17 protein-coding genes are annotated in these 14,996 nt (G+C 60.4%); 5 read left to right on the top strand and 12 right to left on the bottom strand.

The window, feature by feature from the left end; translation table 11 throughout:
- Positions 1-5 precede the first annotated feature (5 nt).
- The 3 genes from ACODSV_RS08365 to pdeM are packed head-to-tail and all read left to right on the top strand — an operon-like array spanning position 6 to position 3,959.
- A complete protein-coding gene (locus ACODSV_RS08365) occupies positions 6-770 on the top strand; it encodes an ABC transporter ATP-binding protein (RefSeq protein WP_454843884.1) in 765 nt (254 codons plus the stop codon).
- A gap of 58 nt (positions 771-828) precedes the next feature.
- Entirely contained in the window at positions 829-3,309 is a 2,481-nt protein-coding gene (locus tag ACODSV_RS08360) for a ligase-associated DNA damage response DEXH box helicase (RefSeq protein ID WP_150055018.1), read from the top strand.
- Positions 3,309-3,959 carry a ligase-associated DNA damage response endonuclease PdeM gene (gene pdeM / locus ACODSV_RS08355; RefSeq protein ID WP_024073851.1) on the top strand — a complete coding sequence of 217 codons (651 nt, stop codon included), beginning with the start codon at positions 3,309-3,311 and terminating at the stop codon, positions 3,957-3,959. The genes ACODSV_RS08360 and pdeM overlap by 1 nt, the downstream gene beginning before the upstream one ends.
- 3 nt (positions 3,960-3,962) lie before the next feature.
- Here pdeM and ACODSV_RS08350 read toward each other — a convergent pair whose 3' ends face one another.
- Both ACODSV_RS08350 and dcd read right to left on the bottom strand, forming a co-directional pair.
- The gene (locus tag ACODSV_RS08350; protein ID WP_024073850.1) at positions 3,963-4,160 is read right to left on the bottom strand and encodes a hypothetical protein; all 198 of its coding nucleotides are present in this window, start codon (positions 4,158-4,160) and stop codon (positions 3,963-3,965) included.
- Positions 4,161-4,267: 107 nt separating this feature from the next.
- Entirely contained in the window at positions 4,268-4,834 is a 567-nt protein-coding gene (gene dcd / locus ACODSV_RS08345; RefSeq protein ID WP_003189215.1) for a dCTP deaminase, read from the bottom strand.
- A gap of 388 nt (positions 4,835-5,222) precedes the next feature.
- Between dcd and ACODSV_RS08340 the strand changes: the two genes are divergently transcribed.
- Positions 5,223-5,432, top strand: a complete 210-nt coding sequence (locus ACODSV_RS08340) for a cold-shock protein (protein WP_002554837.1) — start codon at positions 5,223-5,225, stop codon at positions 5,430-5,432.
- Positions 5,433-5,666: 234 nt separating this feature from the next.
- Here ACODSV_RS08340 and rpoS read toward each other — a convergent pair whose 3' ends face one another.
- The 8 genes from rpoS to ACODSV_RS08300 all read right to left on the bottom strand — a co-directional run bounded on the left by rpoS (position 5,667) and on the right by ACODSV_RS08300 (position 12,786).
- Complete coding sequence (rpoS, locus tag ACODSV_RS08335) at positions 5,667-6,671, bottom strand: RNA polymerase sigma factor RpoS (protein ID WP_024073849.1); 1,005 nt, start codon at positions 6,669-6,671, stop codon at positions 5,667-5,669.
- Positions 6,672-6,777: 106 nt separating this feature from the next.
- A complete protein-coding gene (locus ACODSV_RS08330; protein WP_024073848.1) occupies positions 6,778-7,614 on the bottom strand; it encodes a peptidoglycan DD-metalloendopeptidase family protein in 837 nt (278 codons plus the stop codon).
- Positions 7,615-7,822: 208 nt separating this feature from the next.
- Complete coding sequence (locus tag ACODSV_RS08325; RefSeq protein WP_169850588.1) at positions 7,823-8,458, bottom strand: protein-L-isoaspartate(D-aspartate) O-methyltransferase; 636 nt, start codon at positions 8,456-8,458, stop codon at positions 7,823-7,825.
- Positions 8,459-8,499: 41 nt separating this feature from the next.
- A complete protein-coding gene (surE, locus tag ACODSV_RS08320) occupies positions 8,500-9,249 on the bottom strand; it encodes a 5'/3'-nucleotidase SurE (RefSeq protein WP_024073847.1) in 750 nt (249 codons plus the stop codon).
- Positions 9,237-10,295, bottom strand: a complete 1,059-nt coding sequence (truD, locus tag ACODSV_RS08315; protein WP_150054408.1) for a tRNA pseudouridine(13) synthase TruD — start codon at positions 10,293-10,295, stop codon at positions 9,237-9,239. The genes surE and truD overlap by 13 nt, the downstream gene beginning before the upstream one ends.
- Complete coding sequence (ispF, locus tag ACODSV_RS08310) at positions 10,292-10,765, bottom strand: 2-C-methyl-D-erythritol 2,4-cyclodiphosphate synthase (RefSeq protein WP_024073845.1); 474 nt, start codon at positions 10,763-10,765, stop codon at positions 10,292-10,294. The genes truD and ispF overlap by 4 nt, the downstream gene beginning before the upstream one ends.
- Positions 10,766-10,819: 54 nt before the next feature.
- Positions 10,820-11,665, bottom strand: a complete 846-nt coding sequence (gene fghA / locus ACODSV_RS08305; RefSeq protein ID WP_150054407.1) for an S-formylglutathione hydrolase — start codon at positions 11,663-11,665, stop codon at positions 10,820-10,822.
- Between the two features lie 8 nt (positions 11,666-11,673).
- Positions 11,674-12,786 carry an S-(hydroxymethyl)glutathione dehydrogenase/class III alcohol dehydrogenase gene (locus ACODSV_RS08300; RefSeq protein WP_017137160.1) on the bottom strand — a complete coding sequence of 371 codons (1,113 nt, stop codon included), beginning with the start codon at positions 12,784-12,786 and terminating at the stop codon, positions 11,674-11,676.
- A 109-nt stretch (positions 12,787-12,895) separates the two neighbouring features.
- Here ACODSV_RS08300 and ACODSV_RS08295 point away from each other — a divergent pair, with 109 nt between their 5' ends.
- Positions 12,896-13,798: a LysR family transcriptional regulator gene (locus ACODSV_RS08295; protein ID WP_069075389.1), complete on the top strand. Its 903-nt coding sequence runs from the start codon at positions 12,896-12,898 to the stop codon at positions 13,796-13,798.
- Positions 13,799-13,901: 103 nt separating this feature from the next.
- Here ACODSV_RS08295 and ispD read toward each other — a convergent pair whose 3' ends face one another.
- Positions 13,902-14,612 (bottom strand): 2-C-methyl-D-erythritol 4-phosphate cytidylyltransferase, encoded by a 711-nt coding sequence (gene ispD / locus ACODSV_RS08290; RefSeq protein ID WP_150053708.1) that lies wholly within the window; start codon positions 14,610-14,612, stop codon positions 13,902-13,904.
- Positions 14,609-14,887 (bottom strand): cell division protein FtsB, encoded by a 279-nt coding sequence (gene ftsB, locus ACODSV_RS08285; protein ID WP_003172294.1) that lies wholly within the window; start codon positions 14,885-14,887, stop codon positions 14,609-14,611. The genes ispD and ftsB overlap by 4 nt, the downstream gene beginning before the upstream one ends.
- Positions 14,888-14,996: the final 109 nt, after the last annotated feature.

Raw genomic sequence — 14,996 nt, 5'->3', positions numbered from 1 at the left:
GCCCCATGTACAAACTGACCGTTGAAGGCCTGCATAAAAGCTATGGCGACAATGAAGTGCTCAAAGGTGTCTCGCTCAAGGCCAAGACCGGTGACGTGATCAGCCTGATCGGCGCCAGCGGCTCGGGCAAGAGCACCTTCCTGCGCTGCATCAACTTTCTGGAAACCCCCAACGACGGCGCCATGACCCTCGATGGCAAGCAAATCCGCATGGTCAGCGACCGCCACGGCATGCGCGTGGCCGACGATGCTGAGCTGCAACGCCTGCGCACGCGGCTGGCAATGGTGTTCCAGCACTTCAACCTGTGGAGCCATATGAGCGTGCTGGAGAACATCGCCATGGCCCCGCGCCGGGTGCTGGGTTGCAGCAAGAAGGACGCCGAAGACCGCGCCCGACGCTACCTGGACAAAGTCGGCCTGCCGGCGCGCGTGGCCGATCAATACCCGGCGTTCCTCTCCGGCGGCCAGCAACAGCGGGTAGCGATCGCCCGTGCGCTGGCGATGGAGCCGGAGGTGATGCTGTTCGACGAACCCACCTCGGCCCTCGACCCCGAGCTGGTGGGCGAAGTGCTGAAGGTGATCCAGGGCCTGGCCGAGGAAGGCCGGACCATGATCATGGTCACCCACGAGATGAGCTTTGCGCGCAAGGTGTCGAGCCAGGTGCTGTTCCTGCACAAGGGCCTGGTGGAGGAGGAAGGCGCGCCGGAGGATGTGCTGGGCAATCCAAAGAGTGAGCGCCTGCAGCAGTTCTTGAGTGGCAATTTGAAGTAAACCTTTGCGATGCCTGGAGGGTCTGTGGAAATAGACCCTCCGGAATATCAGCCGCCGTATGGCAAAACCCATCGACTTCGCCAAGAAATGGTTTGCCGCCAAAGGCTGGAAGCCGTTCGACTTTCAAAAACACGTGTGGGCGGCGGTCAAGCATGGGCAGTCGGGGCTGCTGCATGCCAGCACCGGTGCCGGTAAAACCTACGCCCTGTGGTTTGCCGCGCTCAATCGCTTCGCCATCACCCGCCCGCCAACCAACGGCAAGCGCAAAGCCCCGGCTGAACCGTTGACGGTGTTGTGGATCACGCCCATGCGCGCCCTGGCCGCCGACACGGCGCGTGCCCTGGAAGCACCGCTGGAGGCGTTGCAGATTCCCTGGAGCGTTGGCCTGCGCACCGGCGACACCAGCAGCAACGAACGCGCGCGCCAAACGCGGCGTCAGCCCACCGCCCTGGTCACCACCCCGGAAAGCCTGACCCTCATGCTGGCGCGCGCCGACAGCGAGGCGAGCCTGGCGCAGTTGCGCCTGGTGGTGGTGGACGAATGGCATGAATTGATCGGCAACAAGCGCGGCGTGCAGTTGCAACTCGCGTTGGCACGGTTGCGGCGCTGGCACCCAGAGCTGATGGTATGGGGGATTTCAGCGACCCTGGGCAACCAGGCCCACGCCTTGGAGGTCTTGGTCCCACAAGGCGGTGGCATCAACGTCCAGGGGCAAACCAGCAAGCCCTTGCAGGTCGACACCTTGCTGCCGCCCGTCGCTGAGCGCTTCCCCTGGGCCGGGCATATTGGCTTGAAGATGCTGCCGCAGGTGGTGGCCGAGGTAGATGCCTGCAGCAGTTGCCTGGTGTTTACCAATACGCGGGCGCAGTCAGAAATCTGGTATCAGGCCATTCTGGATGCGCGTCCGAATTGGGCCGGTTTGATTGCCCTGCACCACGGCTCGCTAGCACGGGAAACCCGAGACTGGGTGGAGCGCGCGCTGAAAGATGGGCAACTAAAGGCCGTGGTGTGCACGTCGAGCCTGGACCTGGGCGTGGATTTCCTGCCGGTGGAGCGCGTGTTGCAGATTGGCTCCGCCAAAGGCGTCGCGCGCCTGATGCAGCGCGCCGGACGCTCGGGGCATGCGCCAGGGCGACCATCACGGGTGACACTGGTGCCGACCCATACCCTGGAATTGGTAGAAGCGGCAGCGGCCCAGGATGCGATTGCCCAGCGACGCATCGAAGCGCGCGAATCGCCGTACAAACCATTGGATGTCCTCGTACAGCACCTGGTGAGCATGGCCCTGGGCGGTGGTTTTACGCCCGACGCGCTGCTGGCGGAAGTCCGCGGGGCCTGGGCCTATCGCGACCTCACGGACGCCGATTGGGCGTGGGCACTGGGGTTTGTTCGCCATGGCGGCCTATCGCTGACCGCCTACCCGGATTACCGCCGTGTCGAACCGGACGAGCACGGTATCTGGCGCGTCCCGGATGCCCGGCTGGCGCGTCGGCACCGCATGAGCGTAGGTACCATCGTCAGCGACGCCAGTATCCAACTGAAGTTCTGGAGCAAGGGCGGCGGCGGCAAGCACTTGGGCAGTGTCGAGGAAGGTTTTATCGCGCGGCTCAAGCCGGGTGATGGCTTCCTGTTTGCCGGGCGCTTGCTGGAGCTGGTGCGCGTGGAAAACATGACCGCCTATGTGCGCCGCGGCACCGCGAAAAAAGCCGCTGTGCCGCGCTGGAATGGCGGGCGCATGCCGCTCTCCAATGAGCTGGCGCAGGCCGTCGTCGAGCGTTTTGATGCGGCGGCACAGGGCCACTTCCAAGGCCCGGAGATGCAGGCGGTGCGCCCCCTGCTGCAGACACAGTTGCGCTGGTCCGGGCTGCCGACCCGTGAGCATCTGCTGGCCGAAGCCCTCAAGTCGCGGGAGGGGTGGCACCTGTTTCTTTACCCGTTTGCCGGGCGTCAGGTGCACCTGGGATTGGCAAGCTTGCTGGCGTGGCGGGTCAGCCAAGAGCAGGCGGTGACGTTTTCGATTGCCGTCAATGATTACGGGCTGGAGCTATTGAGCGCCACTGAAGTGGATTGGCCATTGAGGCTGAACGAAGCATTACTGAGCCCCGCGGACTTACTGACGGACGTTATCGCCAGCCTGAACGCCGGGGAACTGGCTCTGCGCCGCTTTCGCGAAATCGCGCGCATCGCCGGGCTGGTATTCGCAGGTTACCCCGGCGCGCCGAAAAGCACGCGCCAGGTCCAGGCTTCCAGTGGTTTGTTTTTTGAAGTGTTCAAGCAATATGACCCACAAAACCTGCTGCTGGCCCAGGCAGGGGAAGAAGTCCTGCGTGATGAGTTGGATATTCGCCGACTCGAAGAAACGTTGCTTCATCTGTCGGCACTGAAACTGGACCTGCACCTGATCGAACGGCCTACGCCGCTGGCCTTTCCCCTGCTGGTGGAACGGATGCGCGAGAGCCTGAGTTCGGAAAAACTCTCGGAGCGCATTGCGCGGATGGTCAAGGACCTGGAAAAAGTCGCGGATAACGGGAAGCGCTGATGGTTTGCTCGGTGACACTTGAGGGAGAAGAACTGTGGTTGCTGGCGGACAGGGCTGTCTTTTGGCCTGCACACCGGTGCCTGTTAATTGCCGATGCGCATTTCGGCAAAGCCTCAGCCTATCGCAGCCTGGGGCAGCCGGTACCGCAGGGAACCACCACCGAGAACCTGCGGCGCCTGGATCGACTGCTATCAACACTACCGTGCGTGCAAGTAATCTTTCTTGGCGATTTCCTGCACGGCCCCGGATCCCACGCCAGTGGCACGCTGGAGGCGCTGAGGGCATGGCGCGTGCGCCATGCGGGTATGAGCCTGACGTTGATTCGTGGCAATCACGACAAACGCGCCGGCGACCCGCCAGCCGACCTGGGAATGGAGGTGGTCCCCGAGCCGTTGCTGATGGGTCCGTTCGCCCTGCAACACGAACCGCACGCCCACCCCAGCCACCACGTGTTGGCTGGGCATGTGCATCCGGTGTATCGCTTGCGCGGCAAGGGCCGCCAGAGTCTGCGCCTGCCGTGCTTCCAGCTTGGCGCACGCGTCAGCCTGCTGCCGGCATTTGGCGCGTTCACCGGTGGCTTTGCAGTGGAACGGGCGAATGACCGCCGAACATTTGTTATCGGCGATCATGAGGTCTGGCCAGTCGGTTAGATCTCAGGCAACTGGCGCGGGTGGTGGCTCGTCCGGCAGTGTCGGTTCACCGGGTTCGCTGGGCTGCGGGTAATCCGGATCGGGTTGACCGGGGATGCCGCCCGCATAAGCAGGATCGGCCATCAGGGACCAGGCCAGAACGCCAATCTGGTTGGGTTCAAGCCGGGCAAGTTCGGCGCTGATTCGCGGATTGATCTTCATAAGGTACTCCTCAAGCGTGGCTCGGTACGTTTTGCACGTACCGAGGCAGTACACCCAATAGAGTCACTTCCCTCAGACTAATTCCCTAGACGTGTAAGACCTTTCGATCAAGCGCGTGGCAAGGTGACGCCACGCTGGCCCTGGTACTTGCCGGCGCGGTCTTTGTAGGACACTTCACAGGCCTCGTCAGACTGCAGGAACAGCATCTGCGCCACGCCTTCGTTGGCGTAGATCTTCGCAGGCAGGGTGGTGGTGTTGGAGAACTCCAGGGTCACGTGGCCTTCCCACTCTGGCTCAAGTGGCGTCACGTTTACGATAATGCCGCAGCGAGCGTAGGTACTTTTACCCAGGCAAATGGTCAGCACGTCGCGGGGAATACGGAAGAACTCCACGGTGCGCGCCAGGGCGAAGGAGTTTGGCGGGATGATGCATACGTCGCTCTTGACGTCGACAAAGCTCTTTTCGTCGAAGTTCTTCGGATCGACGATCGCCGAATTGATATTGGTGAACACCTTGAACTCATCGGCGCAGCGCACATCGTAGCCGTAGCTGGACACACCGTACGAAATCACGCGCTCATCGCCTTCACCGCGAATCTGGCGCTCAACGAACGGTTCGATCATGCCGTGCTCTTGCGCCATGCGGCGAATCCACTTGTCCGATTTGATGCTCATGGCGGTGTCCTGAATAGCGAGGTGGAAAAATTCTGTGGGGCATCTTACCGGGGCCGGCGTTGGGGTTCAAAGGGCGCAGGGCTTTTGTTGATGAATGTGCGCCCTGCAATAAGCCGCAACCCGCGGGGCCGGCGCCCGGCGTACCGCATCAGGCGACTGTAAATACCACCGCCAGTCACGAAAATAGAGAAACCTTCGGAAATACCATTGGCACGTTCCGGAAAAAGGGTTAAGGTGGCGCCACTGTGCTGCTTGTGTCACTGAGAATCTCTACACGATATGTTGAATTTCGATCCAACCATCTCCAAGAATTTTTCCTGCTCTTTGCACTCAGTCTCGGCCAGGGCTTTTCCTGAGTCGCAGTTAACTTTGTCCAAGGAGATACACCATGTCTAATCGCCAAACTGGTACCGTTAAGTGGTTCAACGATGAAAAAGGCTTCGGCTTCATCACTCCACAATCCGGTGACGACCTGTTCGTTCACTTCAAAGCTATCCAATCCGACGGCTTCAAAAGCCTGAAAGAAGGCCAACAGGTTTCTTTCATCGCTACCCGCGGTCAGAAAGGCATGCAAGCTGAAGAAGTTCAAGTTATCTAACTTGTACTGACTTAGTCGAAAGAACCCCGCCCTTAAAAGCGGGGTTTTTTTATGCCTGGGATTTGGTACTGGCGCCAACCTGATGCCTGGCACAAAAAAATGTGGGAGGGGGCTTGCCCCGATTGCAGTGTGCCAGTCAATCCAGAGTTGACCGAACCATCGCCATCGGGGGCAAGCCCTCTCCCACATTCAAGCATTCAAGCATTCAAGCATTCAAGCATTCAAGCTGCGTCGTTACTGAAACAACGACTCACTCGACAAGCCATTCTTCTCCAGGATCTCACGCAGGCGCTTGAGCCCTTCCACCTGGATCTGCCGCACCCGCTCACGGGTCAGGCCGATCTCCAGGCCTACGTCCTCCAGGGTACTGCTCTCATGACCACGCAGGCCGAAGCGACGTATCACCACTTCACGCTGCTTGTCCGTGAGCTCAGAGAGCCACTGGTCAATGCTTTGGGAAAGATCATCGTCCTGCAACAGTTCGCAAGGATCTGTCGGACGATCATCCGTCAGGGTATCCAGCAGGGTTTTATCCGAATCCGGACCCAGCGAGACATCGACCGAAGACACGCGCTCGTTAAGTCCGAGCATACGCTTGACCTCCCCTACCGGCTTCTCCAGCAGGTTGGCGATTTCTTCGGGTGAAGGTTCATGATCGAGTTTTTGTGTGAGCTCACGCGCCGCCCGAAGGTAGACGTTGAGCTCCTTGACCACATGGATCGGCAACCGGATCGTTCGGGTCTGATTCATGATCGCCCGTTCGATGGTCTGACGAATCCACCAGGTGGCGTAGGTCGAAAAGCGGAAGCCCCGCTCAGGGTCGAACTTCTCCACGGCCCGGATCAAGCCCAGGTTGCCCTCCTCGATCAGGTCCAACAGGGACAGTCCACGATTGACGTAGCGTCGGGCGATTTTCACCACCAGACGCAGGTTGCTTTCAATCATGCGCTTGCGCCCAGCCGGATCACCCTTTTGCGACAAGCGCGCAAAATGGACTTCTTCTTCGGGAGTCAGCAAAGGGGAAAAGCCGATTTCATTGAGATACAGCTGGGTGGCGTCTAGCGCCCGCGTGTAGTCAATGTACTTGTGTTGCTTTAACGCAGCGGAGTTCTTGGATTTGGTGCGAACTGAAGGTACAGCAGGTCCCTCATTCGACATCGATTCCGTAGCGATGCCGGTCTCCATAAGGAGAACCTCATCGTCGATGTCAAACTCCGGCGCTTCTTTACTGAGAGCCATTGTTATAGTCCTTTGGTGAGTTCGACCTCAAGCTCAAGCGGCGCCTTTATCCTTGGCAACGCTGGAGCCTGTTCCTTCTACGTGAGGGAACAGGCTGTGCAACATATCAACGACGGGGTAGGAATTGCAGCGGATCTACAGGCTTCCCTTGACGGCGAATCTCAAAGTGCAGTTTCACCCGGTCCGTACCAGTTGATCCCATTTCGGCAATTGTCTGTCCGACTTTGACCTGCTGCCCCTCCCGAACCAACAGCCTGCGGTTGTGACCGTAGGCACTGACGTAGGTATCGCTGTGCTTGATGATGACCAGCTCGCCGTAGCCCCGTAAACCACTCCCGGCGTACACCACTGTCCCATCAGACGCAGCTAAAACAGGCTGTCCCAAATCCCCGGCGATATCAATGCCTTTATTCAAACTACCGTTTGAAGAGAATTTTCCAATTAACACTCCGTTTGAGGGCCATCCCCAACCGGTCGGCGCAGGCCCCGCAGGCGGCAACGGCGCGGGCGCCGGCTTGCTCGCAACCGTAGGCGTGGCGCTGCCTGCAGGCCGAGTGATGATCGTGGTTTTGCTCGAAGACGACGGCGAGGATCCGGAGCTTGTCACAACTGTCGTAGGCGTTGAACCGGTGCGTCCATCGAAACGAATGGTCTGACCCGGATGTATCGTGTAGGGCACAGGGATGTTGTTGCGGGCGGCAAGCGCCTTGTAATCCCAGCCGTAGCGAAAGGCGATCGAGAACATCGTGTCCCCCTTTCGTACTACATACTGACCAGTGGTAACCGTCGGTTTTTGCGGCACCGCGTTATTACGGTCTACCACGCGCGCGCCACCGGATGGCGCGCTCGAGCAGGCTGCCAATAAGGAACTAAAGACAAGGCCAAGCACCAGTCGCTGAAAGCTTGTTTTACTCATACGCTGCGCAAGACCTGTGAGACTCACCCGCCGCTCCCTTTATGGTGGCTGAACATGAACGCCTGTATCAGGCTGGAAATATGACGCAAGTATAACTGGGCATTGGCTTTTTACCGGCACACGACCGAAACGAAAAACGCATCATGTTTAAGGCCGCTGCCGATGATGTTGACTCAATAGACCCCGCCGTAAGACACATCCCCGCCAACAGAATTCACTGCTCGCGCACAAATGATCAGGCCAGCGGGCCATTGAGCAGCGGCACAAAACGTACCGCCCCGAGCACATGCCGGGAGAAGCCTTCGTCCTCACGGATAATGAGCATCAATTGTTGCACTTCGCCGGAACCCACCGGGATCACCAAGCGGCCGCCAGGAGCCAGCTGGTCGAGCAACGCCTGCGGCACATCCGTGGCCACCGCCGTGACGATAATGCCGTTGTAAGGCGCCAGCGCCGGCCAACCTTCCCAGCCATCGCCCCAGCGGAACACCACATTGCGCAGGTTGAGTTCCACCAGGCGCTCCTTGGCGCGATCCTGCAACACCTTGATCCGCTCCACCGAGAAGACGCGCTCCACCAACTGTGACAGCACGGCCGTCTGGTAGCCGGAGCCGGTGCCGATCTCCAGCACCTTGTCCAGCGGGCCCGCCGCCAGCAACAGTTCGCTCATGCGCGCGACCATGTACGGCTGGGAGATCGTCTGGTTATGGCCGATCGGCAGCGCCGTGTCTTCATAAGCACGATGGGCCAGGGCTTCATCGACAAACAGGTGCCGAGGCGTGCGCCGGATCACTTCGAGTACCTGGGCGTTGGACAAGCCCTCTTCGTACAGACGCTGGATCAAACGCTCACGAGTACGCTGGGAAGTCATCCCGATGCCACGACGCAGCAGGTCGTCTTGTTCACGAGCCATCAGCGCAGGCCCTCCAGCCAGCCATCGAGACTACTGAAGGCATCACTGAAGGTGCGATCGAGTTGCAACGGGGTAATCGAGACATAGCCTTGCATCACCGCATGAAAGTCCGTGCCGGGGCCGCCATCTTCGGCGTCGCCTGCGGCGGCGATCCAGTACCCCTCCTTGCCACGCGGGTCGACCACTTTCAACGGCGCCGCCGCGCGGGCGCGGTGACCCAGGCGCGTCAGCTGGATGCCGCGAATATGCTCGAGGGGCAGGTTGGGAATATTGACGTTGAGCACCGTACGCGGTGGCAAGTCCAGGGAGCCGTGGGCTTCCACCAGTTTGCGCGCGAAATAGGCCGCGGTCGGCAAATTGCTCAGTTGGCGCGAGGCCAACGAGAATGCGAACGAGGTACGCCCGAGGAAGCGGCCTTCAAGCGCCGCCGCCACGGTACCGGAATACAGCACGTCGTCGCCCAGGTTCGCACCGAGGTTGATGCCCGACACAACCAGGTCAGGCTCTTGTTCCAACAGGCTGTTGATGGCCAGGTGCACGCAGTCGGTGGGGGTACCGTTCACGCTGATAAAGCCATTGGCCAGGATCTGCGGGTGCAGCGGACGATCGAGCGTCAGCGAACTGCTGGCGCCACTCTTGTCCTGGTCGGGGGCGACCACCACGCACTCGGCATAATCCACCAGCGCAGCATGAAGCGCGGCAAGACCGGGTGCGGTGGCACCGTCATCGTTTGATATCAGAATACGCATGGGCTGTCCGTCTGCCCCACCGGCACCAGATCAACAAGCTCGCGCACCAAGACAGTGGCGAAGCATCCGGCCGGCAGGACGAATTCCAATTGCAGAATGTCAGGCCCGGGATAATGCCACGTCAACCCGCCAATGGGCAGTCGCAGAATGCGACGTTCCTGGCTCATGCCGGCATTCACCAGCCAATCGCGCAGGTCGGGCTCACTGGCGGCGACGGCCTGTTCCAGTTCATGGGTTGTTCCGGTCGTCGGTGAGTCGCCCTCGCCCCACTGTGGCCCTGTCGGGTGCAGGTCGAGGATCGCCAGGCGCGGGTCGCTGCATTCAGCCTCCCCCGCCGGAAAAAAACTGCGGCTGTCGGTAAAGGCCAGCAAATCACCCACCTGGGCGCGCTGCCAGGAGCCATCCGCGACACGAGCAGCCAACACTTTGTTGAACAGGAAACTGCGCGCAGTGGACAGCAGGCGCGAACGCACATTGCGCTGCTCCGGCAAGGCCTTGCGGGCCGCCCACTCACGCGCGTCCACCACATTGCCCCCGTTGTGGCCAAACCGTTGCGCACCGAAATAGTTGGGAATGCCGTGCTGGGCGATCAGTTGCAAGCGTGCGTCGATAGCCGCGTGATCACCTGCCAACTGCGTCAGGCGCAGGGTAAAGCCGTTGGCCGAATGCGCACCGCGTTGCAGCTTGCGTTTATGGCGAGCGGTTTTCAGGATCTTGAGGGTGTCGTTTTCCGCCGCGCTCATATCCGGATCGGCCTTGCCCGGCAACTGCACGCTGAACCATTGGCGGGTGAGCGCCTGGCGATCCTTGAGCCCGGCGTAGCTGACGGTACGCAACGGGACGCCAGCGGCCTTGGCGATACGCCGTGCAGCTTCTTCAGTATTGAGGCCGCGTTTCTCCACCCACAACCACAGGTGTTCACCCTCGCCGGTCAATGGGATATCCAGCACTTCGTCGACCTGGAAATCTTCGGCCGTCGCCTTCAGTACCGCGCTGCCCAAGGCCTCGCCGTAGGCCCGTGGGCCCAGCAGTTGCAGGTCATTCATGCGCGCAGCAACAAGGCGACGGAGTGCACCGCAATGCCCTCTTCACGACCGGTAAACCCGAGCTTCTCGGTAGTGGTGGCTTTCACGTTCACTTGATCCAGTTCAATGTGCAGATCCGCAGCAATCAGTGCGCGCATCGCTTCAATGTGGGGGGCCATTTTGGGCGCCTGGGCGACGATGGTGTTATCGACGTTGCCGACCTTCCAGCCCTTGGCATGGATCAGTCCGACCACATGGCGCAACAGGACACGGCTGTCCGCGCCCTTGAACGTCGGGTCGGTGTCCGGAAAATGCTTGCCGATATCGCCCAGTGCAGCAGCGCCGAGCAAAGCATCGCTCAAGGCATGCAGCACGACATCGCCGTCGGAATGAGCCAGCAACCCATGGTGGTGTGCGATGCGCACGCCGCCCAGGGTGATGAAATCGCCTTCAGCGAAACGGTGCACATCGTAGCCGTGGCCAATACGCATAAAAAAACGCCCCGATTTAATTCAGGGCGTGATTCTACCTACTTTTGCCTCACATTAACCGAGCAAAGCACGACCATGATGTCGCAAATGATCTTCGATGAAGCTGGCGATAAAGAAGTAGCTGTGGTCATAGCCGGGCTGCAGGCGTAGTTCGAGCGGGTGGCTGGCCGCTTTCGCCGCCTGCATCAAGGCCTCAGGCTTGAGCTGCACCTCGAGGAAGTCGTCGCGGTCGCCCTGGTCAACCAGCAGAGGCAGCTTTTCCGAGGCTTCGCTGATCAGTACGCAGGCATCCCATTCGCGCCACTTGGAGCGATCTTCGCCCAGGTAGCGGGAAAAGGCTTTCTGCCCCCACGGACAATCCATTGGGTTGTTGATCGGCGAAAACGCCGACACCGACAGGTACCGCCCGGGGTTGCGCAAGGCGCACACCAGCGCACCGTGGCCACCCATGGAGTGACCGCTGATCCCGCGCTTGCCCGAAGCCGGGAAATGCGTTTCAACCAATGCGGGCAATTCCTCCACCACGTAGTCATGCATCCGATAGTGCTTGGCCCAGGGTTCCTGGGTGGCATTCAGATAGAAGCCGGCGCCCAGGCCGAAATCCCAGGCGTTGTCCGGATCACCCGGCACCCCAGGGCCACGAGGGCTGGTGTCGGGCGCAACGATGATCAGCCCCAGCTCGGCCGCCATGCGCTGGGCGCCGGCTTTCTGCATGAAGTTCTCATCGGTGCAGGTCAATCCAGACAACCAATACAGCACCGGCAGCTTGCCGCCCTGCTCCGCCTGCGGCGGCAGGTAGACGGCGAAGGTCATGTCGCAACCGAGCACATCGGAGTGATGCTTGTAGCGTTTATGCCAGCCACCGAAGCTTTTCTGGCACGACAGGTTTTCCAGACTCATGGCCGACCTCAGAAGTGGATGACGGTACGAATGCTCTTGCCTTCATGCATCAGGTCAAACGCTTTGTTGATGTCTTCCAGGCCCATGGTATGGGTGATGAACGTGTCCAGCGGGATCTCGCCGGTCTGCGCCATTTCCACGTAGCTTGGCAATTCCGTCCGACCGCGCACGCCACCGAAGGCCGAACCGCGCCAGACGCGCCCGGTCACCAGCTGGAATGGACGCGTGGAAATTTCCTGGCCGGCACCGGCCACGCCGATGATCACCGACTCGCCCCAGCCTTTATGACAGCACTCAAGGGCGGCACGCATCAGCTGTACATTGCCGATGCACTCGAAGGAAAAGTCCACGCCGCCGTCCGTCAAATCGACAATCACGTCCTGGATCGGGCGGTCATAGTCTTTCGGGTTGATGCAGTCGGTGGCGCCCAATTGCTTGGCGATTTCGAATTTGGCGGGGTTGATGTCGATGGCAATGATACGACCGGCCTTGGCCTTTACCGCACCAATCACCGCTGACAGGCCAATACCGCCCAGGCCGAAAATGGCCACGGTGTCGCCCGGCTTGACCTTGGCGGTGTTGATCACCGCGCCAATGCCGGTGGTGACGCCGCAACCGAGCAGGCAAACTTTTTCCAGCGGTGCTTCTTTAGGAATCTTGGCCACGGAAATTTCCGGCAGCACGGTGTACTCCGAGAAGGTCGAGGTGCCCATGTAGTGGAAAATCGGCTGGCCCTTGTAGGAAAAACGCGTGGTGCCATCGGGCATCAGGCCCTTGCCCTGGGTCGAACGGATGGCCTGGCACAGGTTGGTCTTGCCCGAGAGGCAGAATTTGCATTTGCCGCATTCCGGGGTGTACAGCGGGATCACGTGATCGCCGACCGCGACCGAGGTGACGCCCTCGCCGATGGCTTCAACCACCGCGCCACCTTCGTGCCCCAGGATCGACGGGAAAATGCCTTCAGGGTCGGCCCCCGACAGGGTGTAGGCATCGGTATGGCAAACGCCGGACGCGACCACGCGCAACAGCACTTCGCCGGCCTTGGGCATGGCGACATCCACTTCAACGATCTCAAGGGGTTTCTTGGCTTCGAAGGCCACGGCGGCACGGGACTTGATCATCCGGGTTTCTCCTGGGAGTTAAAAACTTAGACGGTGAGTGTAAAACATGCTCCGCTGATTAATAATCCAAGCGAAAGCAAAACTTTATTGCTGTACAGGGACAATCACCATGCTGGAGAACCGCTGGGAAGGCATCGATGAGTTCGTCGCCGTCGCTGAATGCAGCCAATTCACTGCGGCAGCCGAGCGACTGGGGGTGTCCTCGTCCCATATCAGCCGGCAAGTGGCGCGCCTGGAAGAACGCCTGCAAACGCGGTTGCTGTACCGCAGCACGCGCAAGGTCACCCTGACCGAAGCCGGCCAGACCTTCCTGCAACATTGCCAGCGCTTGCAGGACGGTCGCGAAGAAGCCCTGCGCGCGGTCGGCGACCTGGGTAGCGAACCCAAGGGCATGCTGCGCATGACGTGCGCCGTGGCCTATGGCGAACGCTTTATCGTGCCGCTGGTGACACGGTTCATGGCGCTCTATCCGCAACTGCGGGTGGATATCGAATTGAGCAATCGGCAACTGGACCTGGTGCACGAGGGCCTTGACCTGGCGATCCGCCTGGGACGCCTGCAAGACTCACGCATGGTCGCCAGCCGGCTGGCCCCGAGGCGTATGTACCTGTGCGCGTCGCCGTCTTACCTGGCGCGGTATGGTCGGCCACATAGCCTGTCGGAATTGAGTCGGCATAACTGCCTGATTGGCAGCTCGGATATCTGGCAACTGGCCCAGGATGGGCGGGAATTTTCCCAACGCGTGCAGGGCAACTGGCGCTGCAACAGTGGCCAGGCAGTGCTGGATGCGGCGCTGCAAGGGGCGGGGCTGTGCCAACTGCCGGATTATTACGTGCTGGAGCATCTGCACAGCGGCGCGCTGGTGTCGTTGCTGGAGGCGCATCAACCGCCGAATACGGCGGTGTGGGCGCTGTATCCACAGCAGCGGCATTTGTCGCCGAAGGTCAGGAAGCTGGTGGATTTCTTGAAGGAGGGGCTGGCCGAGCGGCCGGAGTACAGCGTAGAGGCTTAGCAAAACCCTGTAGGAGCGAGCTTGCTCGCGAAAATCCTGAGAGCGCCGCGTTAATCCAGGCATCCTGCGTTATCGTTGGCGTTTTTCGCGAGCAAGCTCGCTCCTACAGTGAGCGATTCATCCACCGCAACCGCAGCCACTCCAGGTCTTCCGGCCGGGTCACCTTGATATTGTCCGAGCGCCCTTCGATCAGGCGCGGCGCCTGGCCGGACCATTCCATGGCCGAGGCTTCGTCGGTGATCAGCGCATCGGCGACCAGGCTGTCAGCCAACGCACGGTGCAAGGCCCCCAGACGGAACATCTGTGGCGTATAGGCTTGCCAGATCAGGCTGCGGTCGACGGTTTCCACCACACGGCCATGCTTATCCACGCGCTTGAGGGTGTCGCGGGCTGGCACGGCGAGTAAGCCACCCACCGGATCGTCCGCGAGCTCGCCCAGCAGTTTGTCGAGATCATCACGGCTCAGGTTGGGCCGCGCGGCATCGTGCACCAGTACCCAATCGTCATCGCTGGCGCCCAGGGCATTGAGGTGCAGCAGTGCATTGAGTACCGAACCCGAGCGCTCAGAACCACCGTCCGCGCGATGAATACGCGGGTCGACTGCACACGCCAGGTTGGGCCAATAAGGGTCATCAACCGCAAGACTGACCACCAGGCCCTTGAGCGATGGGTGGTCGAGAAAACAGCCAAGGCTGTGTTCGAGAATAGTGCGCCCGCCCAATTGCAGATATTGCTTGGGACGGTCCGCGGCCATACGGGCACCGACGCCCGCGGCAGGAATCACGGCCCAGAAGGCCGGCAAGCAGTTGTTCATTGGGCCAACTGGTAGAGGGTTTCGCCCTCCTTGACCATGCCCAATTCATGACGAGCCCGCTCTTCAACGGTCTCCGTGCCTTTTTTCAGCTCAAGCACTTCGGCATCGAGCACGCGATTACGCTCCAGCAGGCGTTCATTTTCGGCGTGCTGGTCGGCAATTTGCTGGGTCAGGTCTTTTACCTGCGCAAAGCTGCCATTACCCACCCATAGGCGGTACTGCAGGCCAGCCAGCAACAAGAGCAAGACGAGGAACAACCAATTGGGACTGCGCATCGAATATCGGGTATCCAGTGAAAAAAGACCGCCATGCAAAACTTTTGCAGCAACTGATAGCACGAAGCCTGGAAGAACCAGGCTTGTGCTTGATAGCCACCAGATTAGC

This window comes from Pseudomonas sp. FG86, from assembly GCF_057808775.1.
This window is presented reverse-complemented; position numbering and strand designations above follow the sequence as displayed.